This window comes from Phyllobacterium sp. 628 (assembly GCF_014189505.1).
Lineage (GTDB): Bacteria > Pseudomonadota > Alphaproteobacteria > Rhizobiales > Rhizobiaceae > Phyllobacterium.
The window spans coordinates 2,401,456-2,426,713 of the sequence record NZ_CP050301.1 but is presented as its reverse complement, the minus strand read 5'-3'; the positions used below and the strand labels follow the sequence as shown (position 1 = coordinate 2,426,713).

Below are 25,258 nucleotides of genomic sequence, written 5' to 3'. Positions count from 1 at the left end.
ATTCAAATCTACGTTCATTAATTCGCGAATCTTGCTATACATACATACAGCAAAAATCATTATCCAATGAGTTATACCAAAGTATTACTGTTTGTTTTAAATAAAAACGCATACCTATATTTAGTTATTTGATTTTACACTTAAGTATCATGGAATTATCCGATGTTTTTTTGATAAAGCTTTTTCCAGGCGAGCATGAGCGCCATCACGAATATATCTGGAGTAATTATGAAAATTAATTTCGCAATACTTGCGACAGTTTCCGTTGTGGCAACCGGCGTATCGTCGAATGTGAATGCCGGGTCGTCGACCGGTAATTTGGAGGTGAAGATCGTCATCACCAAAGAATGCCAGGTTAATGTGGGATCGGGCGGTACTGTTTCAAACGCCGTGCTGGATTTTGGGTCCAAGGGCGTTCTCAACAAGGCCGTGGATGGTGAGACAGCAGCTAAGGGGACCGGCTCCATTCAGGTGCAATGTACAAATGGAACTGCTCTCAAGATCGGACTTGGTGCCGGAACCAATGCATCCACTGCCAACGATGTGAATACCCGCCGCATGAAAAGCGGCACTGAATTTATCAGCTATCAGCTTTATCAGGATACGGCACACAAGTCGGTTTGGGGCAATACGACTGACACGGCGAGCAATGTGGTCTCCCTGACTGCGGATGGCACAATACAATCCAAACAAATATTTGGTCAGATTCCGGCTCAGACCACCCCTGCAGACGGAACCTACACAGATACCGTCGTTGTTTCTGTCAGCTACTGATGCGTTTGTATCAGCCATCGGCCATGCGGACGCTTATCGCACTTTTTGCTTTGTCAACCGGGCTGTTTTCCGTACAGGAAAGTCAGGCGGCATTCCTGCAAGTGTCACCTGTTACCCTTGATCTGACTGCTCCAGCGCAAACTGCTTCGGTCAATCTGCGCAATAATGGCGACCGTCCGGTCAACGTTCAGGTGCGGGTTTACCGCTGGACACAAAACAGCAATCAAGATTTTCTGACACCCGCCACAGACGTTGTCGCCAGCCCTCCTGCGGCTACTTTGCAGCCGGGAACGACCTATACGATTCGGGTAGCCCGTACCGCCGCTCCGGTTGAAAGCGGAGAAGAAACCTATCGCCTCCTCATCGACGAATTGCCGGAGATTAATGTCCGGCGCCGGGCGGAATCCGTCAATCTAGCCATTCAGTATTCAATTCCCGTGTTCTTTTCAGATCGCGGCGCCGGGGCCGATCTGCACTGGAAAGTGGAGCGCGAAGGCAATCGTCTGGCAGTCGAAGTCACGAATACGGGCAACCGCCACGCCAAAATTGCCGATCTCGCAGTTACATCTCCGTCGGCAAAAGTCTCACTGGGCGAAGGGCTCAACGGTTATGCATTACCCGGTGCAACCCGCCGATGGACGGTGACATCAGGCGCACAGCGTATCCTGCCCGGAAGCAATGTCAGCATTACCGCAGCGGGTAATGACTTCGCAGTGCGTGAGCCGGTGGTTGTCGGACGGCAATGAAATGCAAGCCGGTGCATGGTTGCTGCCTGTCATATTCGGAACGGTTGCTTCGGCAATGGCGCAGGATATGGCCGCCACTCAAGACCTCCTGCTTGAGGTGGTAATCAACGGCCAAGCCACCGGCAATATGGCCATGTTCAAGCGCCTGCCGAACGGCAAGCTTGCCGCTTCCCCCGCAGATTTGCAAAAAGCCGGGATAAAATTAAAACCCGGACACATCAATGCCGATGGTTTGATTCCGCTGGACAGCCTGAAGAGGGTGACGTGGGTTTATGATGAACCAAGGCAGATGATCTTTTTTCAGGCTGTCGATGGTGCCAGAGAATCCACAAAGCTTGATGTAAATGCCGCGAGCCGCCCGGTTGATTTCTCATCGGTTCACTCTGATTTCGGCCTTGTCGTCAATTACGTCTTGTATGGCACATCTGACGTCCGCTGGGGTGGCGATACCAACAGCAATTTGAGTGGCGATTTTGACAGCCGTTTGCTGACACCTTTTGGCACAGTCTCAGCCACAGCACTGGCTCGCCTGAACACTTTCGATACAACGGACACCTGCTTTCAGCTCAATAGCGGTCTGACCCGGCTGGAAACCGGATGGCGTTACACCGATCCGGAAAACCAGCTGGTTTATCAGGCCGGGGATTCCGTTTCCGGTTCCCTGTCGTGGAATTCGTCCTATCGCTTCGGCGGCTTGCAGTTGAAACGCAATTTCAATATCCGCCCCGACCTGATCACCAGTCCGGTACCGGCCTTGGGCGGTTCCGCATCGCTGCCTTCGACGCTTGATCTCTACCTCAACAATATCAAGGTTTTTTCCGGCGACGTCCCGGCTGGTCCGTTTGATTTCACCGGTCTTCCCTTCCTTGGCGGCGGCGGTGATGCCCGTATTGTCATGCGTGATGAGCTTGGCCGCGAGGTGGTTTCACAACGCAAATATTTCTTTGCACCGAATATGCTGCGCAGCGGCTATCTGGATTTTTCCACGGAGATCGGCTTCGTTCGCCGAGGCTATGGGGAAGAGTCGTTCGTATACGATCACAATCTCGCTGGCTCGGTGAGTGCCCGTTATGGTCTCAACGACAGCATCACACTGGAAAGCCATGCCGAAACGATACGCAGCCTGATCAATGGCGGCGTGGGTGCCTCCGTCGGGCTTGGGCCCTACGGTGCTGTCAACGCTTCCTTTGCCGCCAGTACCTATAACAGCGAGATGGGTGGAAAGGCATCGGCGTTCTATCAGGTATCGCGCAACGGCTATTCGTTTTATGTCGGCGCGGACCGCACGTTCGGTGAATACAATGATGTGGGCCTTGTGGTTGACCGCCACCATGACGATGATATTCCGATTTCTGTCCGTGCACGCAAGATCGATCGCGTCGGCTTCTCCTTTCCACTCGGCTTTGATACCTCCTCGCTCAGCCTTGGTTTTTCGCGCATTCGCGGTGGCGGTAAAGGCGACGATTCCAGCATCCTCACCTCGTCATGGTCACGGACGGTTTTCAACGACGCCAGTATTTACGTCACCGGGTACATGGATTTCGATAACCATGGAAACAATGGCGTATTCGCCGGCCTAACCATTCCTTTTGCCGGTGGTCTTACCGCATCCAGCAATGTTTCGCTCAATGGAAATCATGCCAGTTTCGATAACAGTTTGTCGAAGACAGCGGGACAGGAAGATGGAGCTTTCGGCTGGTCCGTCCACGATCAGGAAAACGCCGATGGCATCGGCGGCAGCCGCTCTGTCAACGTCAATTACCGTGCGGAAACAGCGGAACTATCCGGATCAGTCGATCAATCCGACGATCAGGCCCGCATCACCGGCACGGTCGAAGGCGCCATTGTTGCTGCGGGCGGCGGGATATTCATGGCCAATCGCATCGACGATGCTTTTGCCGTGGTCAAAGCTGGCGGCCCGAATGTCGACGTCTCGCTCAACAATCGGCGTGTTGCCACCACCAACAAATCCGGCCGGGCACTGATTTCCTATCTGCAGTCCTATCAGAACAACACCGTTTCGATAGAACCAGCCAATCTTCCGCTCGATATCCAGCCAGAGTCCACGCAAGCCACGGTAATACCCGCCGACCGTTCCGGCGTGGTCGTGGATTTCGGTGTCAAACAGGTAAGCGCCGCCGTCGTTACTATCACAGGACCTGACGGCAAAGCGCTGCCGGTGGGTTCGCTGGTGCAACTCGATGGCAATGGCTTGCCTGCAGTGGCCGGCTATGACGGGCGAACCTACCTCATTGGCCTGGCAAACCGGAATGCTGTCACCGTCGCCTTGCCGGAGAACGCTGGTTCTTGCCGCGCCACATTTGAATTTCAGCCTGTCCAAGGCATGCAACCTGAGATCGGCCCGATAGAATGTCGCTGAATAGAGAGTTTCTCATGCCCCCTGTTCTTTCCCGCAATACAGCAGGGCTGAAAGCGCTGCTTTGTGTTCTGGTTCTTTCGTTTCTTCTGCCGGTTAAGGTTTATGCATTACCACCTGAAGTAGCGGGAACCTGTACAGCTACAACACCCAGCTTTGGCACAGTCACTCTGGATGTTGTATCGAATGAAACTCTGGAGACATCAACGACTGGTCAATTAAAAATCACCTGCAGCAGTTCCACCCTTGTTCCCTTCAAATTTGCTGCAGTATGCCTTTATATTCGAGCGACTGAGAACCAAAACGGCTCAGATAATTATTCTTTTTACCAAACCCAGACGGGGTCAGTGGCGACCGACACGTCTCGCCTCGCATGGAAAATTGTCGACCACACAGCAAGCGGTTTTAACAGACTGTTAGCTCGCGAGGATGACGCCGGGAGAGCAACTGGTGGCCTGAAAATTGCCGCGGTTATGTTCGGAGAGTTTGTAACCACCCTTACGAGATCATTGGATATTAATCCGAAAGTCAGCTTTTTAGATAGAAAATTTCAAGATCGAGTGCGTCCTGGAACTTATACCGGTAACTACTCACTGGTTTTTCGATATTATTTATTTAACGATACTGCAGAGGTCCCTTGTAGTGGCGGTCTTCCCTCCACAGTTCATTCATTGTACCTTTCACCTTGACGACAATTGTTTCCACCAAATGCCAGTTCGAGAATTTCGGGAATATCGATTTTGGCACTGTGGGAGCTCTATCCTCGGCAAAGGTGAAAGCGACAGGCAATATCGGTGTGCGCTGCACCTACGAGACACCCTACAAGATCACCATTAATGATGGGCAAAATGCCAGCAATGGCGTCAGGCGAATGAAGGGCGAAAAAAGCTTCCTGCCATATGAGCTGTTTCAGCAGGACTGCAAGACATCCTGGACCAACGCTTCTCCGCTTTCCGGTAAAGGCACCACTGTCAACACAATCAACAATCATCCAGTCTGTGCGAAGATTGTCGCCCCTCTGGCTACAGCTCCGGACAGTGGAACCTATACAGATACGGTGATCGCGACGATTACTTTCTGAGAATCAAGAATGGTTGACCCTCCCGCCTGCCGAGGAAGAATCACACTGAACGGCGACAGCTTTTAGCGAAGATCAGATGAAAAATGGCATGCCTGTACTTGGCGTATTGATTTTATGCTTCCGGTTCAAGGAGAAAGCGTTACTTCGCGCATCAAGCGCATTGCCTGATAAAATGTCGTTAGAATCCCATAAATTGCGCGTATATCACTGCATTCTGCCGCGATGACTTTGCATCCATCGTCCGGAGACCGCGATCCCGCATTCCCAACAGATCCATGTACTTATTACATTTAAATCGGAACGAACGAGTTTATGCGGGAATATCTGGGATTTCGCGGGAACAACTGATTACACACAATTCAATATTGAAATCAGCGAATTTATAAACCGATGCAAAGACTAATCGATCTCTACTGAGAACGAGTTTGTGGAAAGACGCGCCCTTCGAATGGGCAAATGTGCCAACCGCGATTGGCTCACCAAATCACGCAAGCGCTCTTCATCGACCGACGACATACGCGGTCCCAATATAATAGAAACGAGACCCTCTTCCAAAAAGTTCACGGCAGGACGCTTCGACATATCGTAGATAATTCTCATCTCGCATTCATATTCCCAGTCTGATGCTTTGCAGAAGAACTGCATTTTCTCTAGTTCAAATTCGTATACAGAACGAAGACTGGCTTTCTTGGAGCTATGGGAGACGCGCAGCGCTAAACTAAGGGGCAAAGTTGGCCTATGAGCCGAGTAACTCACGTAAAAGGGCGTATACCCTTTAAAGCCACGTCCTAAAAAATGGAGGCACGCGCCTCTATAACTATTAGCATAATGCGACCAAAGAAGCGGCGAATCTGAACGCTCACAAAAACAGATTATGCGAGAATTCTGTACACGTAGATTAAGAAATTCCTTGGCTTCTTCACGATAAGGTTCAAGGTCTGAATACGTTTCATCCACCGAGGGTATCGGCTGGCCTCGCAGCCTATAGTCAAGTGGAGAAAGCGGTATAATGCCCAGAGCCGAGTGAATAACTTTCGGGCGTAGATCATCGAAAACGTGAGGTGACAATTCAAAAGGATCATTTAGTGCTTGAGCGCTTGAACCAACGAGCTCCAATTTATTGAGCATATCTCCAAAAAAAGTCCACGATGTTTCACTATTCAAACCAATATACTTGAAAATGGACTGATGCGCGTTAACAGGACGATGAGCCAAACCGCCTGATAGCAAGGTCAATTCTCTGCCTGCCCAATCCTCGAAGTCCATTTTATCTCCGATACTAACGAAACTCGCATGAGCACCCGATCAGTTGGTCTATTCGCACTCAACTGTGATCGGCAGTTAACGATGCTCTTTTATAAGAAGCGGCGACTTGGGAGAAATCAAGCCGCCGCAACCGTAGGGCCACAATAATTACAGGGTGCGGCTCCCAAAATCCCATGGCTGATTATTGACCATGGGCTTGTATTGCGCGGAAACTGAGTCGCCAAACAACGTCCGCGCAAACTGTTATGCAGCATTCGCCCAGACTGTAACGATGGGCTTTGCCGTATTGGCCCATTCGTTCTGTACGGAAATGGGAGTTGTCCCGCCGCTACCATTGTCCACGGACACAATACGAGTGCCATTGTTAAGCAGCCGCATTGCCGCCCCTTCAAGGGTCGTCGGGACAACCAGAACATTGGGCTTGATGCCCAACGGCCTGCCCTCATCGCCCGTCAAGTTCAACATCCGTTGTCGGGCCAGTTCATAGTTTTCGGCGTTCAGTTCGGCCTTGGAGGCATAGGCAAGCTGCCAGAGACCAAAACCCGCGTTTGCACGCGCTCGCACGCCATAGATGTATTCATCTTGGAAAAACACATTCGCATCGCGATCATCATCAAGAGCGGTCAGCTTGTAGGGAATACGTTCTTGATAAATCAGCGGCTTCATGGCGCGGCTAGTATCCATCAAAAACCACGCAGGACCGGAACCGGTTTGCATATTGGTAACAGATACGGGATCACCTGCTGCATTCCTGACAAGATGATCGGCGTCGAAGAAGTATTGACCGTCATAGCACTTGGTGGAAAATCCGTTCGCCAGAAGTGTGAAGATCAGCTCGTCAGGATGCTCTTTTGCAGCTCTACCCATGTCAACAAAGAACGGCGCATAAATTCCGTAATTGTCATCTTCGATACTGGGCCTGTCCACTGAGACCGTATCTTCAAACTTCCGGTTCTTGATGGCAAAGCCATGCAGTTCCAGATTCTTAATGATGCGATCCCCAATCCATTCACGCATCTTCGGCATCTGACCGAGCCAACCATATTGCTCACTGGTATTGGTTGACGGAACTGTCATTGCAACTTCGGCGTAGGCGCTCGCGGCGCTCTCAAAGCCCTTGTTGTACGCACCTTTAAAACCAGTGAATATCTCGCCAAGATTTTGTTTATTGATAATCATTTTCTTCTCCGAACTGGGTTAAGCGTCGTTTCGCGCTTTGGTGAATTCTTCCGCTGTCAACCCCATTTTGGAGCATATGGCATTGGCTGTTTCATCGAGCGCATGGCGCTCTGTTTCACGTCGGTTCATTGATAGCCGCGTCGTCTGCGGTTCAATAATTGCCCGAAAAGCCGGACCAGTATTGGCGGCAAAGCTATCAAAAGCTGGCATGTTGACCTTGCACAACGAGACGGCCCAATCTTTGAGGAATGGCGCAAGAACGCCACGCCGGATGTGATCCTCTACATGCGATAAGGCGGCCTGTTCCGTAACGCCCTGGCGAAGTTGATTAGCGTCAGCAACCACCCGTTCAAATTCGCTAATTGGCACATACTTGGCGGGATCAGGTCTTGCTGAATTCTCTGCAGGAGTTAGCTGTTCATCGCCAGTTAGAGCGGCAAGATCAGTTGCTATTTGCACAAGAGGCCTGAGAACATCAATCATTGCCTTTGCGTCAGTATCGGCAGGCAACCCAAGCACTTTGGCCGCATTCGCAACTAGCTCAGCAATTTTGTCATTGGACATAGGAAACTCCGTTCGGCAAATTGCCGTCAATTGATCAAGATTGGGCGAGTTGGTCAGAGCGACGTTGATAATGCCGACAACTGTTCCGTCTTCTCGGTGAGTAAAGACCGGAGAAAGATAGCGGTATTGACGGCTGGCGATCTGGGCAGCGGCTTCCTTCGTCCATTCGACAAGGCCCCAAATACCGTCCCGTCGTGCATCTAGGTCGATTATCCATCCAGCTGCCGGGGCAGGTTTGCCATTGTTTTTGGTGTTGATACTCTGGTGTTCATAGTCAACGACGATCTGTGTTTTGCCGTGGTATGACTTTGTGCTCTTGATCACGGATGCGGCACTGAGTGTGATGAAAGGACCGCGACCATCACGCCCTGAGAATGTGCCGCTTGGCACTAGGTGCACCCACGATCTGCGATCCGAAGATGCAGACATTACTTCGATGCGTAGGGACGCGATGTTAGTATGTGCATGTTCGCCCACGTTGCTCATGCCAGATCAACCTTGGCACGTTCAAAATACTCTTTTGAGTTCAAGGTCGCATCACGCAGATATTGATCACTCCTGCGATATTTTCTGGCAGTGACATCGGTGATGCGCAGAATTCGTGTAATCTCGCGCATTGACCGCCCTTGTGAGGTCAAATATCGAACCATGAATTTTGTTGCTAAGGGAATGCGCATCCATCCCAAATCGCCAAAACAGTCACCTAGTTTCCGAACGACCTCTTCGCCTAGAATTCGGAGTACGGCATTGTTTGCATTTGGTCCGCGTTTTCCGACATAAATCATTGAGCCGCCGAAATTTAGGAAGAAATCGGCAGCGTCATCGAGACCTAGAGCTTCAACAAACGGCTGTACATTCGCTTCAATGCGACCTGATAGGTAGTTTCCGTCGTGATCAGTCCATGAGATTTCCATGGAGAGACGGATATACCGGCAAAGACTTGCGCTATAGACACAAACCCTTGCGGGTACGTGGTAAAATCAAGCTGGGGGAAGGTTTAGAGAACTTCTCTTCATAAACCCTCACACTGAAAATCGCAATGAAGCCGACAATACGGACATTAAGCCGATATCAAAACTGTGTGCGAAATGAAGCAAGGGATTACTCGGCCATTGCGAACGCCCTACCCTTATTTTGAACTCGAAAGATTCGCCCGCTCAAAGCAATTCAATCCAGTGAGGGAAGCCATGGCATGCAGTGATGATATGTTTGAAGTGCTGACCGCAACATATGGCAATGGTCTCGGCTTCAAAGCTATTCATGTCAGTCTGAAAGAGTGGGTACGCCCGCCGGGTTTCTCCAAGGATAAGTACATCGTCTGCCTGACAAATGAAGCCATTACCGCGGAGGAATTTGATCAGTCCATTGATGAAGTCATCAACCAGCTACAGGCGCTCAAAGCCAAGGGTCGCAAAAAGCTGGCTGCATTGCAAAAAACCGCGATCTGAGTTTTTTCACTAGAAACGCCCTGTCGCGAGGTTCCACGCCCACAATGAGGAAACGCCGCTCCATTTCTGAAACGGCGTTCCATGGGCTTTGAAAGCACTTCGAAACCGATTTTAAACGCGAGCCACCATCGCCTTTAGCGCTGCAATGACCTTGGTGGCTTTTTGGACATCGACAAACCGCAGAGCCGCAACTTTCTGAAAACGATTCAGCCATGCATTCAAGCCGGAGTCACTGGGATCGTCTTCGCCGGTATACTGCCGCCACAGTGATCGGATCAGATCAATTTGCGCAGGGCTTGCCATCCCACGACGTTCACCAAAAGTACGCTTGGTCCAGTCAGAGCGGAAACCAAGTGCAGTGAAGTATTTCATCACGTGATCGAAGCCAAAGGCATCGAGCTCCTTACTGCTGCTACAACCACCAAAACGTAGAAGGATATCGCGGTAAGTCTCGTCGTCCAATGCAAGGTCGCGCTTGGCCACGTGCAGCAACGCAATCTGCTTTTTTCCGACAGCACCACTAATTTTTGAATGTGCTACCATTACTGGGCGCTCCGCGTGTTGGCATGGGCAACCTCATCGCCAAAAGCTTCATTGAAGCCCTGTACCGCCATATTTGTGTTGGCATCAGATGGAGCGGAAGAATTGTGCACGCGGATGCCAGTAGCCATTCCGACGACCGTTTCTACTACCTTCCGGGAAAGACCCGTCCATTGGGCAATCTGATCAAAATCCCGGCAAGCAAGTTTGCTTTCGAGCAATGCTCTGGCATTGCCACGAACCGCCGTAAGGGCACCATCTAAACCATCACTCTGTTGCCCCAATAACAGGTACATTCCACGCGCATGTCTGCTGATATCTGTGCCCGTCTGAACGGTGTGAACCAACATTTCATTGAAAGCGCGGATTGCATCTGCCGCGTCGTCAAGATCGTCGATTGTATCAAATATACCGGTATTCATATTGTTCTCCTGCTTAAACTGGTTAGATGGGAGCGCAACGCGAAACAAATACGCAGGATGGGTTGAACAAGGCATGCAAGGCGGTTGCAGCGGTTAAGCTGCAACCGATTGTTGAAGCTGCAAATTGGTAAGGTCAGGCTTGGCCTTGAGAACCGTCTGGATATGATGGAGACGAATGCCGCCTGTTCCAGAGGTCAGCATTTTGGCGTCGTTTAGCAAACGCCCAAGAAAGCGAGCATTTGTGCGGCTACCAAAATCGGCAATGGCATTATAGGTATCCATACCTTCGACGCCGTAGGCAGCGCCCATAAGGTCACAATCCTGCCTGTCTAACCGTGGAAGCTTGATCTTCATGCCAAGACGTTCATCCACCTGTTTCCACGCGGTGTGATCAACCTTCGTTCTGGCTAGCCGTGTTCCGTTTCCGCTGATCACAAGAGCAAGGTTGCAGGTCTCCTGAATATTCTGAAGCTCGCGCTGTGCGGTTGCTTCCAGTGTCTGGATTTCGTCAACAATCAACAGCTTGCGCGGCTCGTGCTCAAGTGCATATTCCGATGGCCGGAGGCTGCGAATGAGCACACCGTAAAGGTCACGGGTATAGTTGCAGTCGTGATAGATACCGCAAGCGGCTAGCAGCATCCGGTACATATCCGGGACGCTTTTATGAGATTGGCCAACATGGCAATAAACTCCGCCCATATCTTTGGCGAGATAGTATAGAGCAGTGGTTTTACCGTATCCGGGATCGCTGACGATCTGGACCGGCGAACCGATATTTTGCGCATACTGGATACCGTCGCGAATACGCTTTACGGCGCTGATCTCCACGAATAATTCCTGCTTTGGCACGTAGGGATGAACCAATTCCATCAGCTTGCCCTCTTGTTCATAGCCGCCGCTGCATTGACGAGGAGCGAACGTGCTTCATCGACAACACGCTGCTCGTCTTCCATTTGCTGGCGGGTTTTCTTTTCCGATCTGGACGGCACGATTGCGCGCTCGTCCACGTCGTTCATTGCAACGGAAATTACTCCGGCCGGTTCATTAGGTATGATGGGGACGGCATGTGCGCCGATCTCAATCAGTTTGCCCAAAACATCGATTTCCGGCACCGACCGCTTCATATCACGCAGTGCTTTACGCCGATCCTTGTCGCGCGCAGCACTGGTTTGTGCACCGCGTGGATCGAGATAATTGAATTTCCGGTCTGGTGTTGCCCAACCGATATGCTTGCCGCCAGTTGTTTCAACAAGTAACTGATTGAAGCCGTGATATGCTGGAACGCGAACCGACACCGTGCGTTCGAAACAGCAATCAAGTTCGTGGCAACTCCAAAGCCGACCACCCAAACGAAACGCATGTTTCTCAAGTTTACGGGTCTCAGATTTGGAGAAGGCAAGATAGAACCGTTCTTCATCTATCACGGTCGCGGCCCATCCGGCATTGACATGTGATTCAAACACTTGCGACGGTGATTTGCCTTCAAGTGCGCCCTTTTGCGGGATTTGCTCATAGGTTTTTAGAAGCTGAAAGACGAGTTTCCAGAATTCTTCGATACCGTTTTCATAAGGCGGCATTACTTTGCCAAGCTCACGGCGTTTTGGGTTCATCCGGTTGTCGTCAATCCAACCGGGAACGTACCGGAAAAACTGCTGGTTCATCTGCCGGAAAAAGCCTTCCACGACTTTTGCTGAGGCATTATAGGGCTTGGCTCTGATGATCCTGTTGCGGTCGGCATCGGTGAAAGGCGTGACGCGGCAGTTGAGCTTTAAGGCGTCTTCTAGATAGTCTGCAAACCCATACTCGGAACCATTATCGCAATAGAGTGTTTCCGGCATGCCGAAGGCGGAATGCTGGCACATCCGTTTGAAAGCCTCGATAACATCAATATTGCGGACACCGCCGCGCTCGTTAAGAAAGACGATTTCACCAAAAACCCGGTTGGTGCCAACATCGTGAAATGCCAAAAACTTCGGACTAGCCACGGTACCGTCTGCGCGCCGTACCATGACGTTGATGTGGTGAACGTCCATCACGACAATTTCCATTGGCGCAATACCGGCAATGGTGCGTTGAATGCGCGGCTTGTTGTCCTCGCTGGCCTTGCGGTCGAAATCATGCCGGTAGACGGCCTTGAACCGCGTTTCAGCAGTCACGATCTCGTCAGGAATGTTGAAAACCTTAACCGCGACTAATGGATCATTGACCGAGAAACCATACGCGGCGGTCAAGCGGCGCAATTCATCGGAAGCCATGTAGCGAATAAGCTTTCGGGTTGTTCCCTTCACGATCAATCCGCGAATGAACTGGGTGATGTCTTCGGCAATCACTTTCTTTGTCGCCTCATCAAATGATACGGCTTTTGACCACGCCCGGTTGATGAAAACCTTTTTTAAGCCCCTGTCGCTGCGGACCTTTTGAGCAAGGCCATGAATGCCCTCAAACTCGTAGATGTCGATCCATTTATAAAGTGTGGTTCGCGTCAGCCGCCGCCGCTGGCCTGTCCAATCCAGCCGCATAATTCCGTGCAGGCGATCAATTTCAGCCTTACGCTCAGAGCTATGTTTCGGATGCACAAGCGCAGCGCTGATAACTTCATACTTCCATGCGCGTTCGAATTGCGCCTCTTCACCGAAACGAAGCTTCGAAACGCCTTCATCAGATGATTCAAGGGCCTTTAAACGGTCTTGAAGATGGACAGGAAGGCTGGAAACTTTAACCTGATACTGAATGCCAGAGCGGCCACCACAGCCATGAGCGATACGTACTTGGAGCGTGTGACTACGCCACGCATACTTAGGGTCGGCCGAACACTTTTTAAGCAGGCGCGCAGCACGTTCACGAGTAATACCGGCCAACTTGCAAAATGTGCGTGTAGAAACATATCCCATCAGCGTTCATACTCTGGAAAAGCGCTGGAGATGGCTTCCTCAACTAAATTCAATGCCCGTTTACTGGTACTGAGGCCTTTAAGTGCTTTCTCAACAGATTGCCTATTGATACCACGTTGCAAGGACCATTGATTTAATGAGGTGCCTTGGTTGACAAAACCTGCCCGTACAGCGGAATAGAGGTCCGACGAGCCAATAACGGAAATCTGTATGGTTTTCTTTAATTGGTGCATGATGCATGAATTTATACACCTAATTAGGTATACGTCAATGAGCAACCTAGACCAAAAAATCCGGGACGGATTAAAAAATACGCTTTCCCGTATCGACTGGACCATGCGCGACCTGAGCGAAGCCACCGATATCCCATACCGGACGCTTCAAAATTACTTATCGGGTAAAACCAAAATGCCTGCATCCACTCTTATCGCTATTTGCGACTTGTTGAGGATCGACTTGAAGTTCATTTTGGAAGGCGAGTTCGACGTTGCACATTGGCCTCTATATGACGCGCTATGGGCAACATTTGGAGATTTTCTTCTGGACCTGAAGCAAAAAGATGATCTCATAGGCCTTGAAAACATGGAACTTCATAATAAAAAGCGCGAACATGCAGACGCATACTCAAAGCTAATCAAGCGCTACTATCAAGATTACAGATACAGAAATTTTGAAATGCTGCGGCACTCGAGGTCGTGTAGCAGCCGAGAACGAACTCGACGATCATGGTCCAGTTCATAGGTAGGTCACCAATAGGGTCACCAATAATCATTCCGCGAGACTTACAACAGCGCATTAGTCACCAATAAACCCAGCAAAATCAATGCATTGACAAATAAGCGGGAATGAACACTTTCAAATAGTTCCACTGCCGTATTGGGGACCCCTTTTTTGGTCAAAAAGAGCTAATAAATTCAACAAAAATTGGTCGTTTTCATTCCCGTTTAAATGTCTACGTTTTGGGCGGTTCATTCCCGAATAGCTTTCGCGCCTCCATCCACACCGCCCGGTATAGGCAACGGAATATTAAGCACTTGTAGAACAATGCTGGAACAGATAGTGTTTGTTCTGGTTTTGTTTTTCCGATTCCCTGCTAAAGGATCGCCGATGCTCACGCGTAAACAACATGAACTTCTTCTCTTCATTCATGAGCGTCTGAAGGAGACGGGCATCCCGCCATCCTTCGACGAAATGAAGGATGCGCTGGATCTGGCGTCCAAATCCGGCATCCACCGGCTGATCACCGCGCTGGAAGAGCGTGGTTTCATTCGCCGGCTTGCCAACAGGGCCCGTGCGCTGGAAGTGTTGCGCCTGCCCGATTCCATTGCCCCCGGCCTCAACAGCCAGCGCAAGTTCGAACCAAGCGTTATCGAAGGCAGTCTGGGCCGCAACATCGCGCCGCCACGGCCACTGCAGCACAGTTCGAGCGACCGTGATATGCCGGCCAATGTCAGCATCCCGGTCATGGGCCGCATCGCCGCCGGTGTGCCGATCTCTGCCATCCAGAACCAGACCCATATGTTGAGCCTGCCGCCGGATATGATCGGCAGTGGTGAACATTACGCCCTTGAGGTCAAGGGTGACTCAATGATCGAAGCCGGTATTTTTGACGGCGACACGGTTGTCATCAAGCGCGGCGATACGGCCAGCCCCGGCGAGATCATCGTGGCTCTTGTCGATGATGAGGAAGCAACGCTCAAGCGGTTTCGCCGCAAGGGTGCATCCATTGCGCTTGAAGCTGCCAATCCTGCCTACGAAACCCGGATTTTCGGACCAGACCGGGTTCAGGTGCAGGGCAAGCTCGTCGGATTGATCCGCCGTTATTGATTGTCGGCTATTCATCAATTGGCGCGCCCCGTCCGGCACTGTCCGGGGCGCTTTTATCAGTCCTTGGCTTGTGTACTCGTTCCGGCAGATTACGCGACGCCAATGAATGAATGCGATAGGTATTCCATGGCCGTTCGGGCGGGCCGACTGCATAGGTGATCTCGGCTGAATGCAGACGGTCTGCCAGCGCTTTGCGGGTTGCATCCGCATCCGAATTGGCGTCTTCCCCCTGCCCGCTCATCTGACGCATGGCCTCAAAGCGAATTTCAGCCGCGCCGTTCAATGCAAGATCTTGCCGGGTAATGACGCGCACCGCGCCGTTCGAGCATGTGGTGTTCGCGCCGGCAAAGGCCAGAATAGCAATATCCCCCTCGCTGCACGCCGCTTCCCGCTGGGCCGGATCGTCGGTATAAGCCACAATCAGGCCACCCGGTTCTCGCACAACACAGAGCTTTTCCGCACATTCAAACCCGCCTTCCCCGCCATTGCTTTCGGCCTTTACTGGTTTGCTCACTGCACCAAGACTATAACCTTGCTGCCAGTTCCTGAGGCTGAATGTTCCGCCCAATGCCCGGTTGACCAGCAGGTTACCGCCCTCGCGCACGCCAACCAGCCTGCCATCCTCGGACAAGATGATATCCGGCGGTGTGGTTCGCGCCATGATCAGGAGTCCGGCTGCAAAGAGCGGCAGACTGCACAGACGCAGCCACGACGAAAGCAACAGAATGATTACCAGTCCCGCACTCAACAGGATCAGGCTTGTCTGCGGCATAAGCCCCGGATTGCTTGCGGGCGATAGCGCAGCAATGTGATTGGCTATGATGGTGACGAGTTCGAGCCCCTCTCCCATCACCTGGAATGGCAGCCAGTCGAGATCGAATGGCATCATAAGCAGCGCCAGCACGGCGAATGGCATGACCAGAACCGAAATAACCGGCAATGCCAGTCCATTGCCAAACAGGCCTAGCGGTGCAGTGTTGTTGAAATGATAGGCGGCAAAAATCGCACTGGCCGATCCCGCAACCAGAGATGTCATGGCGGCATCGGTGACGTGATCCATAATCTTACCCGGCAATATCAGGAGGAAGCCATTGCTGCGTTTGGCCTGCCCTTTCCTGTTTGCCTTCCTCCGTGCCCGCCAACCGTAAAATGCGATGAGCGCTGCGGTAGCAGAATAAGACATCTGGAAACTCGGCCCGAGAATTTCGTGCGGCGCGATCGCGATCGTCACCAAGGCCGCAAGAGCGACGTTGCGCAGCGAGAGAGCCGCCCGGTCGACCGTCATGGCCAGAAGCATGATTGCCAGCATGACGAAGCTGCGCTGGGCCGCCACGTCCAGTCCTGAAAGCAATAGGTAGAAGGCCGAGGCGATCAGCGCGATAATCGCGCCAAACTTCTTGATCGGGTAGCGCGCGGCAAAACCCGGAAAGAATGCCATGCATGCCCGCAGAGAGCCAATAACCAGTGCCGCGACAAGCGCCATGTGAAAACCGGAAATCGACAGTACATGTGACAGGCCGCTCAAGCGCATCGCATTGTTGGTTTCGTCGCTGATACCGTCCCGTTGTCCGGTAATGAGTGATGCCGCGATGGCTCCGGGCTCGCCATGGATATTGCGTTGAATGCGGCTGGACAGTTGCTGGCGCATCGCCGCGACGGTGATCAGGATTTCCGCAGTGATACCAGGCGGATCGGCAAGTTGCAGGCTTTCCGGTTTGCCAAGGAAAAAACCGTTGCCGCCAATGCCGCGATAATAGTTGTAAAAGGCAAAATCGTAATTGCCTGGCCGAACCGGTCCCGATTGCGGCCGCAAATGCACGAGCCCGCGCACGCCGCCGCCAATATGAATATCCGGCGGCAATGAACGGGCTGATATCGTCAACCGCTCGGGGGCGAAACGCAGTTGCGGGCGCTCGGTGGCTATCACATCCATGGTCAACCGCCAGCCACCCTTCTCACCTTGGCTGATTGCAACGATACGGCCGGTTAGGCGCGTGGTGATGCTGGAGCCCAGCATGACAGTGTCCATGCGCAATGTTTCCAACTTGCCGCAGAGCATTCCGGCAATGATAGTCAATGCAATTGTCAGACTGAATTTTATCCGCTGGCGGTTCTCTGCCAAAAACCGCAATCCGGTCAGCGTGGTCAGGCCAAAAAGCATGGCGCTGAGCTTCGGCTCCTCCGGCAGGTTGAAATAGCCGATTGCGCCGCCACCGGCAAAGACCGGCACAAACAGGAAGAAACTGCCGCGATCATATTCCCGCGCCAATGCCCGCGGAAAGGCAAGGAGCACCAGCCGGAAGTACAAGCGGGCTCGGATTGCCAGCCGACGCTCCCGGGCCGCCAAGCTTTCGCCTGCCGATGCAACAATCTCATTCTGCGTCGTTTGACCGGCAATAGCCACTTCATCCGCCATCGGAGGCAGAAAAAAGTGCCGTTCACTCGTTTGTGTATCCGTCTCCCGACGTTGCATGGGCCCTCAAATCCGCCAATGCCCTTGCACAGTGGCGCTCCTATGCTACATCAACGCCAGATCAAATCGATTGGATGTTAGGTTAATGGCCGACGCGTCTATTGGAGTCCTTATGTCATCACCTGTTGTTACCCGTTTTGCCCCTTCTCCGACCGGTTACCTGCATATTGGCGGTGCCCGCACGGCCCTGTTCAACTGGCTCTATGCCAAACATACGGGTGGCAAGATGCTGCTGCGTATTGAAGATACGGATCGCGAACGTTCCTCGGAAGCCGCTGTCACCGCCATTCTTGACGGTTTGAAGTGGATCGGGCTCGACTGGGACGGCGATGCCGTTTCGCAGTTTGAGCGCGCACCGCGCCACCGCGAAGTAGCAGAAGAACTCGTCACCAAGGGCAAAGCCTATTATTGCTATGCCTCACAGGCCGAGCTTGAGGAAATGCGCGAAAAGGCCCGGGCCGAAGGCCGCCCGCCCCGGTATGACGGCCGCTGGCGTGACCGCGACCCGAGCGAGGCACCTGCTGACGTCAAGCCGGTTATCCGCATTAAAGCGCCGCAGGAAGGCGAAACCCTCGTGCGCGATCTGGTGCAGGGCGATGTGCGCTTTCCGAACAAGGATCTCGATGATTTCATCATCCTGCGCTCCGATGGCAATCCGACCTATATGCACGCAGTCGTTGTGGACGATCATGACATGGGCGTCACGCACATTATCCGTGGTGACGATCACCTGACCAATGCGGCACGTCAGACCGTGATTTACACTGCCATGGGCTGGGATGTGCCTGTCATGGGCCATATCCCACTGATCCATGGTGCCGATGGCGCGAAGCTATCCAAGCGCCACGGCGCGCTGGGTGTCGAAGCGTACCGTGCCATGGGTTATCTACCTGCAGCCCTGCGCAATTATCTTGTCCGCCTCGGCTGGAGCCATGGCGACGATGAAATCATGTCCGATGCGCAGATGATCGAATGGTTCGAGATTTCCGATATCAATCGCGGTGCCTCGCGCTTTGATTTCCAGAAGCTGGAGGCTATCAACGGTCACTATATGCGCATTTCCGAAGATGCCGGTCTGGTGAAGGCCATGATTGACATTCTGCCGGAAATCGAAGGTGGCGCAGAAATTCTGGCGCGCCTCAACGACCGCACCAAACAGCAATTGCTGGCAGCAATGCCCGGCCTGAAGGAGCGCGCCAAAACGCTTGTTGAACTGGCAGACAGCGCAAAATACCTCTTTGCACAACGCCCGCTTGCGCTTGACGAAAAGGCAGTTGCATTGCTCAACGAGGAAGGCAAAAGCGTCCTTTCCGGCGTTCTTCCGTCGCTTGCCTGTGTGAATGACTGGAGTGCCGAAGCTCTGGACGCGGCGGTGCGTGTTCACGCGGAAGCGACAGGCCTGAAACTCGGTAAAATTGCCCAACCTTTGCGTGCTGCATTGACCGGAAGAGCAACATCTCCGGGTGTTTTCGACGTTTTGGCTGTGCTTGGCCGCGAGGAATCATTGGGCCGTATCGAGGATCAGATAAAAGGTTAATTCGGCACTGTCGCGGTGCATTTTTTGCATTGCAACATTACGCCGTTCGAGTACGGTGGCGTGCCTGAGGATATCAGGATAAGTACCTCGTGAAGGGGTCAGCGCTTTGGGCCAGTATGCTGAACAAAGAGGTCATGCTGGAATGTGAAGTAACTCGTGTCCTTTCAGTTCCGAAGTTCGACGAGAGTCTACTGCTTATGCAGCGAACTTCGGGAATCGGTACACGAGATGTCAGCGGGAGCTGAAGCAAGAAAGGAACTGCAATGTCTGAGAACAACGTCAACATCGATCTGAATGGTCATGAGTTTGCGTTACCGATTAAAAAAGGGACCATCGGACCTGATGTCGTAGACATTGGAACACTCTACAAGAACACCGGTGCCTTCACGTATGATCCGGGTTTTACCTCAACAGCCTCCTGCGAGTCGCAGATCACCTATATCGATGGTGATGAAGGCATTTTGCTGCATCGCGGCTACCCTATCGAACAGCTCGCCGAAAAGGGCGATTTTCTCGAAACCTGCTATCTCCTGCTCTACGGCGAACTGCCGACCAAGAGCCAGAAGCATGATTTCGACTTCCGCGTAACGCACCACACCATGGTGCATGAACAGATGTCGCGCTTCTTCAGCGGCTTCCGCCGTGATGCCCATCCCATGGCAGTCATGGTTGGCTGTGTTGGCGCCCTGTCGGCCTTCTATCACGATTCAACCGATATCTCCGATCCGCATCAACGCATGGTTGCGTCGATCCGTATGATCGCCAAGATTCCGACCCTGGCCGCCATGGCCTACAAGTATCATATCGGTCAACCCTTCGTTTACCCGAAGAACAATCTCGATTTCGCAACCAACTTTTTGCACATGTGCTTTGCTGTGCCATGTGAAGATTACGTGCCAAATCCGGTTCTTGCTCGCGCAATGGACCGGATTTTCATTTTGCACGCTGATCACGAACAGAACGCTTCGACATCAACAGTGCGCCTTGCCGGCTCATCCGGTGCCAATCCGTTCGCGTGCATTGCAGCCGGCATTGCCTGCCTCTGGGGTCCTGCCCATGGCGGCGCCAATGAAGCCGCACTCACCATGCTCGGCGAAATTGGTACGGTCGACCGTATTCCGGAATTCATCGCCCGCGCCAAGGACAAGAACGATCCGTTCCGCCTGATGGGCTTTGGCCACCGCGTTTACAAGAACTACGATCCGCGCGCCAAGATCATGCAGCAGACCACCAAGGAAGTTCTGGCCGAACTCGGCATCAAGGACGATCCATTGCTCGACGTCGCCATGGAGTTGGAACGCATTGCCCTGACCGATGAATATTTCATCGAAAAGAAGCTTTACCCGAATGTCGATTTCTATTCCGGTATCACCTTGAAGGCTCTCGGCTTCCCCACCACCATGTTCACCGTTCTGTTCGCCGTTGCGCGCACCGTCGGCTGGCTGGCCCAGTGGAAGGAAATGATCGAAGATCCGCATCAGAAGATTGGCCGTCCGCGCCAGCTCTATACCGGCGCAACCCAGCGCGATTATGTGCCGGTCGGCAACCGCAAATAAAAGCCCTTAAAACCGGCATTAAAAAAGGCGCCACATGGCGCCTTTTTTGTGTTTGAAACCCTTTGGATTGTGGCGAAAAAGTGGAATCCGTTGACTTGGTGTATCTGGGAATGGCGCTTTTGATGCTTTAACGCAGGTGCGCAAGCACCACATCGGCCGCAATTTCACCCGACGGACGCTCGGTCTGCATCAGATTGGCGATCTTGTCGAAGCCCTGTAACTGGGCCGTGCGGTAGATGCTGGGTCGCAAAAGCTGCTCGATCTGACGCGCAAGCGGCCCTGGGCGCACGAACTGATTGAAATATTCCGGCACAACCGGCTCATCGGCAATAATGTTTGGCAGCGCAGCGCTCCATATCTTGATGCGCGGTGCAATGATCAGACGGGCCAGCCAGTCAGGTCTGTAGGATAAAACCGTTGGTATCCGCGCCAATGCCAGCTCCAGTGAAACCGTGCCTGATGCGGCCAGAGCAGCATCCGCAGCAGCAAATGCTTTCAATCTTTCTGCTTCGCCAACGACGATATTAGGCTTAACTTTCCATCCTGCCGTGAGCTCGCGTACCAGATTTTCGACTTTTGGCAGGGTTGGCAGCGTGATTCTAAGGCGATTGCCGCGATCAATCAAAAGCTCAACAGTTTCGCCGAAAGCTTTGGCAAGACTTGTGATTTCCGACCGACGTGAGCCCGGAAGTACCACGAGGCTACGCTCGGATGTATTCGCCAGCTCAGTTTCACGTGCCAGGTTTTGTGCCGCCGCCGCCATGAGCGGCGCATAGGTGACAAGCCGATGTCCGACATAGGTGGCAGATGGCCCATCCAGATCCTTCAGCGCCTGCACTTCGAACGGCAGGATGGCAAGAACGTGGTCGATATATCCACGCATGGCCTTGGCGCGTTCCGGCCGCCAAGCCCAGACCGACGGGCTGATATAGTTGATAATCGGGATCGACGGATCAGCAGCGCGCACCTTGCGCGCAACCCGATGGGTGAAATCCGGGCTGTCGATAATAACGAGACAATCCGGCTTGGCTTCTATAATGGCACTGGCCAATTGCGCGATGCGGCGGATGAGTTGCGGCAGTTTGGTGACGATTGCCGAAATACCCATAAGGGCAATTTCATGCTGATCAAACAAAGACTTAAGCCCAAGTACAGCAAGGTGTTCACCGCCAAGACCGGTCAAAGTCACCTCGCCCGGATACTTCCGCCGCAATGTTTGAACGAGATCCGCGCCCAGCAGGTCGCCGGATTCTTCGCCAGTAACAATCGCCAGCCGAAGCGGTCTGGTTGCGGCCATTATTTGGCCTCCTGCTCGAAGGTCTCGATAAAAATACCTGCTGCGTTGGCTGCCGCGATCGTCTCGCCATACCCTAGAATCAACGTGCGCCGCGCTTCGATCGCGATGCCCTTTAAACCCGCTTTGACAGCGTTTTCAATGGTGCTAACCCCGATGGCTGGCAAATCCGCCCGCACTTCCTGCTGCGGTTTGGCGCATTTCACCAAAACGCCACCCTTGCGATTGATGCGCTTGGCACTGCGCAATTCAGCCACCCGTTGCAGCATTGCGTCGGTGCCTTCGACCCCTTCGAGGGCAACCACACGTCGACCAACAGCTATCGCGGCCTGTCCGATGTCAAGCGAGCCAATCAGTACAGCTGCTTCGCGCGCAGCGTGCATATCAGCCTGGCTTTCCTTATCAGCGCGTTTTCTGGTGATCGTGCCAACATCCGGTGCAAGAATGTCCGGAACGATCTCATGGGCGCCCAAAACTCGGAAACCGTAGGATTCAATGGTGGAAATCACGGCCCGAAGCAAGCCGTCATCCCCGAGCCTAAATGCACGCAGGAAGCGAAACAGGGCCACGAGATTGCCATTACCAGGATGCAGCGCGGCTTTGAATTCCGGACGGTGTCGCACGCCGCCAGCCAGCACAACATTGGTAATGCCTTCGGATTTCAGGATTTTCATCAAGCCGCCAAGCTCGACAATGGAAATCTCGGCATGCTTTGCAGCGTGGATTTCGGGGGAAGCCTCACCCTTTATCGCAATGATCAGAGGGTTAGTGCCATGTTTTTGCAGGCTTTCTGCAATCGCAATGGGGAGCAGGCCATTGCCGGCGACAATCGCCGTGCGGCCTGTTATGGCCGCTGGCAAACCTGTATCCGGGGTTTTAGCTTTTGTCGTCACTGTCGCTTGTCTCGATTCCGGAACCGAGGGGCGGTGTGCAATAGGCGCGCTTTGTATCCGTCGTGATGAAATCGATCAGATCTGCAACCGCAGGTGATTGCGGAAATGCCTCCCGCACATCATCAGCCCGTGCGCGCACCGGCTTGCTGCGATCAAACAACATGCGCACGGCACGCCGCATATTGTGGATCTCCGGTCGTGCCATGCCGGAGCGTTTCATGCCGACAATGTTTAACCCGCCGAGATAGGCGTGATTGCCGATAACCATACCGTAGGGAATGACATCCAGCGCCACGGCGGCAAGCCCGCCGATAAATGCGTGATGGCCAACACGAACGAACTGGTGCAAGGCGGCACCGCCGCCAATAATAACATTATTTCCGATAGTTACGTGGCCGCCAATCATGACATTGTTCGAGAACGTCACGCTGTTGCCGATCTCGCAATCATGTGCGACATGCGAATACGCCAGAAACATGCAGTTGTCGCCCACCGTCGTCGTGCCACGGCTGCTATCCGTGCCACGGTGCATGGTAACACCTTCACGGATCACGCAATTCTTGCCGATGATCAGCGTTGTCCGTCCACCCTTGTGCTTGGTGTTCTGCGGATCACCGCCCAGAATGGCATGCGGAAACACCTCGGCGCCATCACCAAGGGTTGTAGCGCCCAAGATGACCACGTGGCTGGCAATCTCGACGTCGTTGCCGATAACAGCTTCAGAACCGATATGGCAGAACGGACCAATATTTACCCTGTCACCAATTTTTGCGCCCGCTTCAATAATAGCAGTCGGATGAATGCTGGGATTGGACATCAGGCTCCGGTCTCGTCGTCTTCTGGAAAACTGACCATTGCTGCAACTTCAGCTTCCGCGACCTTGAAGCCATCAACTTCGGCGACACAGGCATATTTATGAATATTGCCGCGCTGCTTAAGTTTGGTGACGCGCAGCTTGAGCTGGTCGCCGGGAACAACAGGCCGTCTGAATTTCGCACCGTCAATGGTCATGAAAAAGACCTTGCCCGGTTTGCCGCTTCCGTTATGGAGCAGCACGATGGCACCGGCCGTCTGAGCCATGGCTTCGATGATCAGAACACCAGGCATAATCGGCAATTCCGGAAAATGTCCGGCAAAATGCGGCTCGTTGATACTAACGTTCTTGATGCCTGTCGCCGAGACGTCGCGATCGATATCTACGATACGGTCGATCAGCAAAAAGGGATAGCGATGCGGCAGGCTTGCCAGAAGCTTCTGGATGTCCGCGACGCCAAGGCTGCTTGCTTGTACATTATCACTCATCTGAGCTGCTCTCCTTCTTGGTTCTGGTCATCGCGCGGACACTCGCAATTTCACGGAACCATTGCTTGAATGGCTGGGCGGGCGCTCCGGCCCATCTCTCGCCATCCGGAATATCATTCATCACACCGCTTGCCGCGGCAATTTCAACGCCTGAGCCAATATTGACATGGTCCTTGATGCCAACACTGCCACCAAGCCTCGTCATGTCGCCGAGCACTACGCTACCGGAAATGCCACATTGTGCAGCTATCACGCAATGGCGTCCGATATGAACATTGTGGGCAATTTGCACAAGATTATCGATTTTTGTGCCTTCACCAATAACGGTGTCGCCTAAAGCACCACGATCAACCGTCGTGTTGGCGCCAATCTCGACATTATCCTGGATAATGACACGGCCAAGCTGCGGCATCTTATCGAGTCCCGCCTTGCCCGGCACATAGCCGAAACCATCCTGGCCTATGCGCACACCCGGGTGCAGCAGTACTTTGTTGCCAAGAAATGCATACTGAACAGAACTGCTTGGGGCGATATAGCAATCACGTCCAATCTTGCAGCCATTGCCAATCACCACGCTGGCGGCAATGACGGTGCCGGAGCCAATGGAGACATTGCTGCCAATGATGACGCCCGGTTCGATCGTAACACCGGCTTCGATCTCAGCTGTCGGATGAATGATTGCGTGCGGTGAAATACCTGTTTCGCCGCCACTCCATAGATGCGCATTCACCGCATGAGGATAAAGCGCCCGGCCAACGGCTGCGAAATCCTGCTGCGGATGGCGAGTCACTATAATTGCGATGTTTTTGGGAATGCTTGATTTGACGTCGTCGGTGCAAAGCACGCAAGCCGCCTTCAAATTCTCAAGATTGTGCGCGTTCTTCTTGCCATCAATGAAAACAAGTGCATCAGGTCCAGCATCCGACAACGATGCGAGGCGTACAACAGGTCTGTTTGCAAGGGAGCTGTCAACAAGAACGCCATTGGTCAGACCGGCGATCTGACCAATAGTCACATTCAACAGTGGCTCATAAAAAATCGGATCGGCCATCGACTAACTTTCTCCCCCGGGGAAATATGCTCCCCCG

General features: G+C 52.8%; 24 protein-coding genes. 10 read left to right on the top strand and 14 right to left on the bottom strand.

Annotation, left to right across the window (positions count from 1 at the left end; all coding sequences use genetic code 11):
* The first annotated feature begins 228 nt into the window (after nucleotides 1-228).
* The 5 genes from HB779_RS13440 to HB779_RS13420 are packed head-to-tail and all read left to right on the top strand — an operon-like array spanning nucleotide 229 to nucleotide 4,978.
* The gene (locus tag HB779_RS13440) at nucleotides 229-774 is read left to right on the top strand and encodes a spore coat U domain-containing protein (protein ID WP_188342871.1); all 546 of its coding nucleotides are present in this window, start codon (nucleotides 229-231) and stop codon (nucleotides 772-774) included.
* Nucleotides 774-1,520 (top strand): molecular chaperone, encoded by a 747-nt coding sequence (locus HB779_RS13435; protein ID WP_244642363.1) that lies wholly within the window; start codon nucleotides 774-776, stop codon nucleotides 1,518-1,520. The genes HB779_RS13440 and HB779_RS13435 overlap by 1 nt, the downstream gene beginning before the upstream one ends.
* The gene (locus HB779_RS13430) at nucleotides 1,492-3,900 is read left to right on the top strand and encodes a fimbria/pilus outer membrane usher protein (protein WP_244642362.1); all 2,409 of its coding nucleotides are present in this window, start codon (nucleotides 1,492-1,494) and stop codon (nucleotides 3,898-3,900) included. The genes HB779_RS13435 and HB779_RS13430 overlap by 29 nt, the downstream gene beginning before the upstream one ends.
* A gap of 14 nt (nucleotides 3,901-3,914) precedes the next feature.
* A complete protein-coding gene (locus HB779_RS13425) occupies nucleotides 3,915-4,586 on the top strand; it encodes a hypothetical protein (protein ID WP_188342869.1) in 672 nt (223 codons plus the stop codon).
* The gene (locus HB779_RS13420; RefSeq protein ID WP_188342868.1) at nucleotides 4,583-4,978 is read left to right on the top strand and encodes a spore coat U domain-containing protein; all 396 of its coding nucleotides are present in this window, start codon (nucleotides 4,583-4,585) and stop codon (nucleotides 4,976-4,978) included. The genes HB779_RS13425 and HB779_RS13420 overlap by 4 nt, the downstream gene beginning before the upstream one ends.
* 399 nt (nucleotides 4,979-5,377) lie before the next feature.
* On the opposite strand, the gene HB779_RS13415 is transcribed toward HB779_RS13420, so the two are convergent.
* The 4 genes from HB779_RS13415 to HB779_RS13400 form a co-directional block, all read right to left on the bottom strand.
* Nucleotides 5,378-6,244, bottom strand: a complete 867-nt coding sequence (locus tag HB779_RS13415; protein WP_188342867.1) for a DUF2971 domain-containing protein — start codon at nucleotides 6,242-6,244, stop codon at nucleotides 5,378-5,380.
* A 243-nt stretch (nucleotides 6,245-6,487) separates the two neighbouring features.
* Nucleotides 6,488-7,423, bottom strand: coding sequence for a Mu-like prophage major head subunit gpT family protein (locus tag HB779_RS13410; protein WP_188342866.1), 936 nt, complete (start codon nucleotides 7,421-7,423; stop codon nucleotides 6,488-6,490).
* 18 nt (nucleotides 7,424-7,441) lie between these two features.
* Complete coding sequence (locus tag HB779_RS13405) at nucleotides 7,442-8,473, bottom strand: phage protease (RefSeq protein ID WP_188342865.1); 1,032 nt, start codon at nucleotides 8,471-8,473, stop codon at nucleotides 7,442-7,444.
* On the bottom strand, nucleotides 8,470-8,901 hold the full coding sequence (locus HB779_RS13400) for a hypothetical protein (protein ID WP_188342864.1): 432 nt from the start codon (nucleotides 8,899-8,901) through the stop codon (nucleotides 8,470-8,472). The genes HB779_RS13405 and HB779_RS13400 overlap by 4 nt, the downstream gene beginning before the upstream one ends.
* Before the next feature lie 273 nt (nucleotides 8,902-9,174).
* Between HB779_RS13400 and HB779_RS13395 the strand changes: the two genes are divergently transcribed.
* Nucleotides 9,175-9,435 carry a hypothetical protein gene (locus tag HB779_RS13395; protein WP_188342863.1) on the top strand — a complete coding sequence of 87 codons (261 nt, stop codon included), beginning with the start codon at nucleotides 9,175-9,177 and terminating at the stop codon, nucleotides 9,433-9,435.
* 111 nt (nucleotides 9,436-9,546) lie between these two features.
* Here HB779_RS13395 and HB779_RS13390 read toward each other — a convergent pair whose 3' ends face one another.
* The 4 genes from HB779_RS13390 to HB779_RS13375 all read right to left on the bottom strand — a co-directional run bounded on the left by HB779_RS13390 (nucleotide 9,547) and on the right by HB779_RS13375 (nucleotide 13,288).
* Nucleotides 9,547-9,978, bottom strand: a complete 432-nt coding sequence (locus HB779_RS13390; RefSeq protein ID WP_188342862.1) for a regulatory protein GemA — start codon at nucleotides 9,976-9,978, stop codon at nucleotides 9,547-9,549.
* On the bottom strand, nucleotides 9,978-10,397 hold the full coding sequence (locus HB779_RS13385; RefSeq protein ID WP_188342861.1) for a hypothetical protein: 420 nt from the start codon (nucleotides 10,395-10,397) through the stop codon (nucleotides 9,978-9,980). The genes HB779_RS13390 and HB779_RS13385 overlap by 1 nt, the downstream gene beginning before the upstream one ends.
* A gap of 93 nt (nucleotides 10,398-10,490) precedes the next feature.
* The gene (locus HB779_RS13380; protein WP_188342860.1) at nucleotides 10,491-11,267 is read right to left on the bottom strand and encodes an AAA family ATPase; all 777 of its coding nucleotides are present in this window, start codon (nucleotides 11,265-11,267) and stop codon (nucleotides 10,491-10,493) included.
* Nucleotides 11,267-13,288, bottom strand: a complete 2,022-nt coding sequence (locus tag HB779_RS13375) for a helix-turn-helix domain-containing protein (protein ID WP_188342859.1) — start codon at nucleotides 13,286-13,288, stop codon at nucleotides 11,267-11,269. Before HB779_RS13375 ends, HB779_RS13380 begins: the two co-directional genes overlap by 1 nt.
* A 210-nt stretch (nucleotides 13,289-13,498) precedes the next feature.
* Here HB779_RS13375 and HB779_RS25745 point away from each other — a divergent pair, with 210 nt between their 5' ends.
* Both HB779_RS25745 and lexA read left to right on the top strand, forming a co-directional pair.
* A complete protein-coding gene (locus HB779_RS25745) occupies nucleotides 13,499-14,029 on the top strand; it encodes a helix-turn-helix domain-containing protein (protein ID WP_371823852.1) in 531 nt (176 codons plus the stop codon).
* Nucleotides 14,030-14,395: 366 nt separating this feature from the next.
* A complete protein-coding gene (gene lexA / locus HB779_RS13365; protein ID WP_188342857.1) occupies nucleotides 14,396-15,115 on the top strand; it encodes a transcriptional repressor LexA in 720 nt (239 codons plus the stop codon).
* A 7-nt stretch (nucleotides 15,116-15,122) separates the two neighbouring features.
* On the opposite strand, the gene HB779_RS13360 is transcribed toward lexA, so the two are convergent.
* Nucleotides 15,123-17,588, bottom strand: coding sequence for a ComEC/Rec2 family competence protein (locus tag HB779_RS13360; protein WP_188342856.1), 2,466 nt, complete (start codon nucleotides 17,586-17,588; stop codon nucleotides 15,123-15,125).
* A gap of 112 nt (nucleotides 17,589-17,700) precedes the next feature.
* Here HB779_RS13360 and gltX point away from each other — a divergent pair, with 112 nt between their 5' ends.
* Together gltX and gltA are read left to right on the top strand one after the other, a co-directional pair.
* Nucleotides 17,701-19,125 (top strand): glutamate--tRNA ligase, encoded by a 1,425-nt coding sequence (gltX, locus tag HB779_RS13355; protein ID WP_188342855.1) that lies wholly within the window; start codon nucleotides 17,701-17,703, stop codon nucleotides 19,123-19,125.
* Between the two features lie 263 nt (nucleotides 19,126-19,388).
* Nucleotides 19,389-20,681 (top strand): citrate synthase, encoded by a 1,293-nt coding sequence (gltA, locus tag HB779_RS13350; RefSeq protein ID WP_188342854.1) that lies wholly within the window; start codon nucleotides 19,389-19,391, stop codon nucleotides 20,679-20,681.
* Between the two features lie 127 nt (nucleotides 20,682-20,808).
* On the opposite strand, the gene lpxB is transcribed toward gltA, so the two are convergent.
* The 5 genes from lpxB to lpxD are packed head-to-tail and all read right to left on the bottom strand — an operon-like array spanning nucleotide 20,809 to nucleotide 25,221.
* On the bottom strand, nucleotides 20,809-21,981 hold the full coding sequence (gene lpxB / locus HB779_RS13345) for a lipid-A-disaccharide synthase (RefSeq protein WP_188345921.1): 1,173 nt from the start codon (nucleotides 21,979-21,981) through the stop codon (nucleotides 20,809-20,811).
* The gene (locus HB779_RS13340; protein WP_188342853.1) at nucleotides 21,978-22,868 is read right to left on the bottom strand and encodes an LpxI family protein; all 891 of its coding nucleotides are present in this window, start codon (nucleotides 22,866-22,868) and stop codon (nucleotides 21,978-21,980) included. The genes lpxB and HB779_RS13340 overlap by 4 nt, the downstream gene beginning before the upstream one ends.
* A complete protein-coding gene (gene lpxA / locus HB779_RS13335; RefSeq protein WP_188342852.1) occupies nucleotides 22,852-23,685 on the bottom strand; it encodes an acyl-ACP--UDP-N-acetylglucosamine O-acyltransferase in 834 nt (277 codons plus the stop codon). Before lpxA ends, HB779_RS13340 begins: the two co-directional genes overlap by 17 nt.
* A complete protein-coding gene (gene fabZ / locus HB779_RS13330; RefSeq protein ID WP_188342851.1) occupies nucleotides 23,685-24,170 on the bottom strand; it encodes a 3-hydroxyacyl-ACP dehydratase FabZ in 486 nt (161 codons plus the stop codon). The genes lpxA and fabZ overlap by 1 nt, the downstream gene beginning before the upstream one ends.
* Nucleotides 24,163-25,221, bottom strand: coding sequence for a UDP-3-O-(3-hydroxymyristoyl)glucosamine N-acyltransferase (lpxD, locus tag HB779_RS13325; protein WP_188342850.1), 1,059 nt, complete (start codon nucleotides 25,219-25,221; stop codon nucleotides 24,163-24,165). Before lpxD ends, fabZ begins: the two co-directional genes overlap by 8 nt.
* Nucleotides 25,222-25,258: the final 37 nt, after the last annotated feature.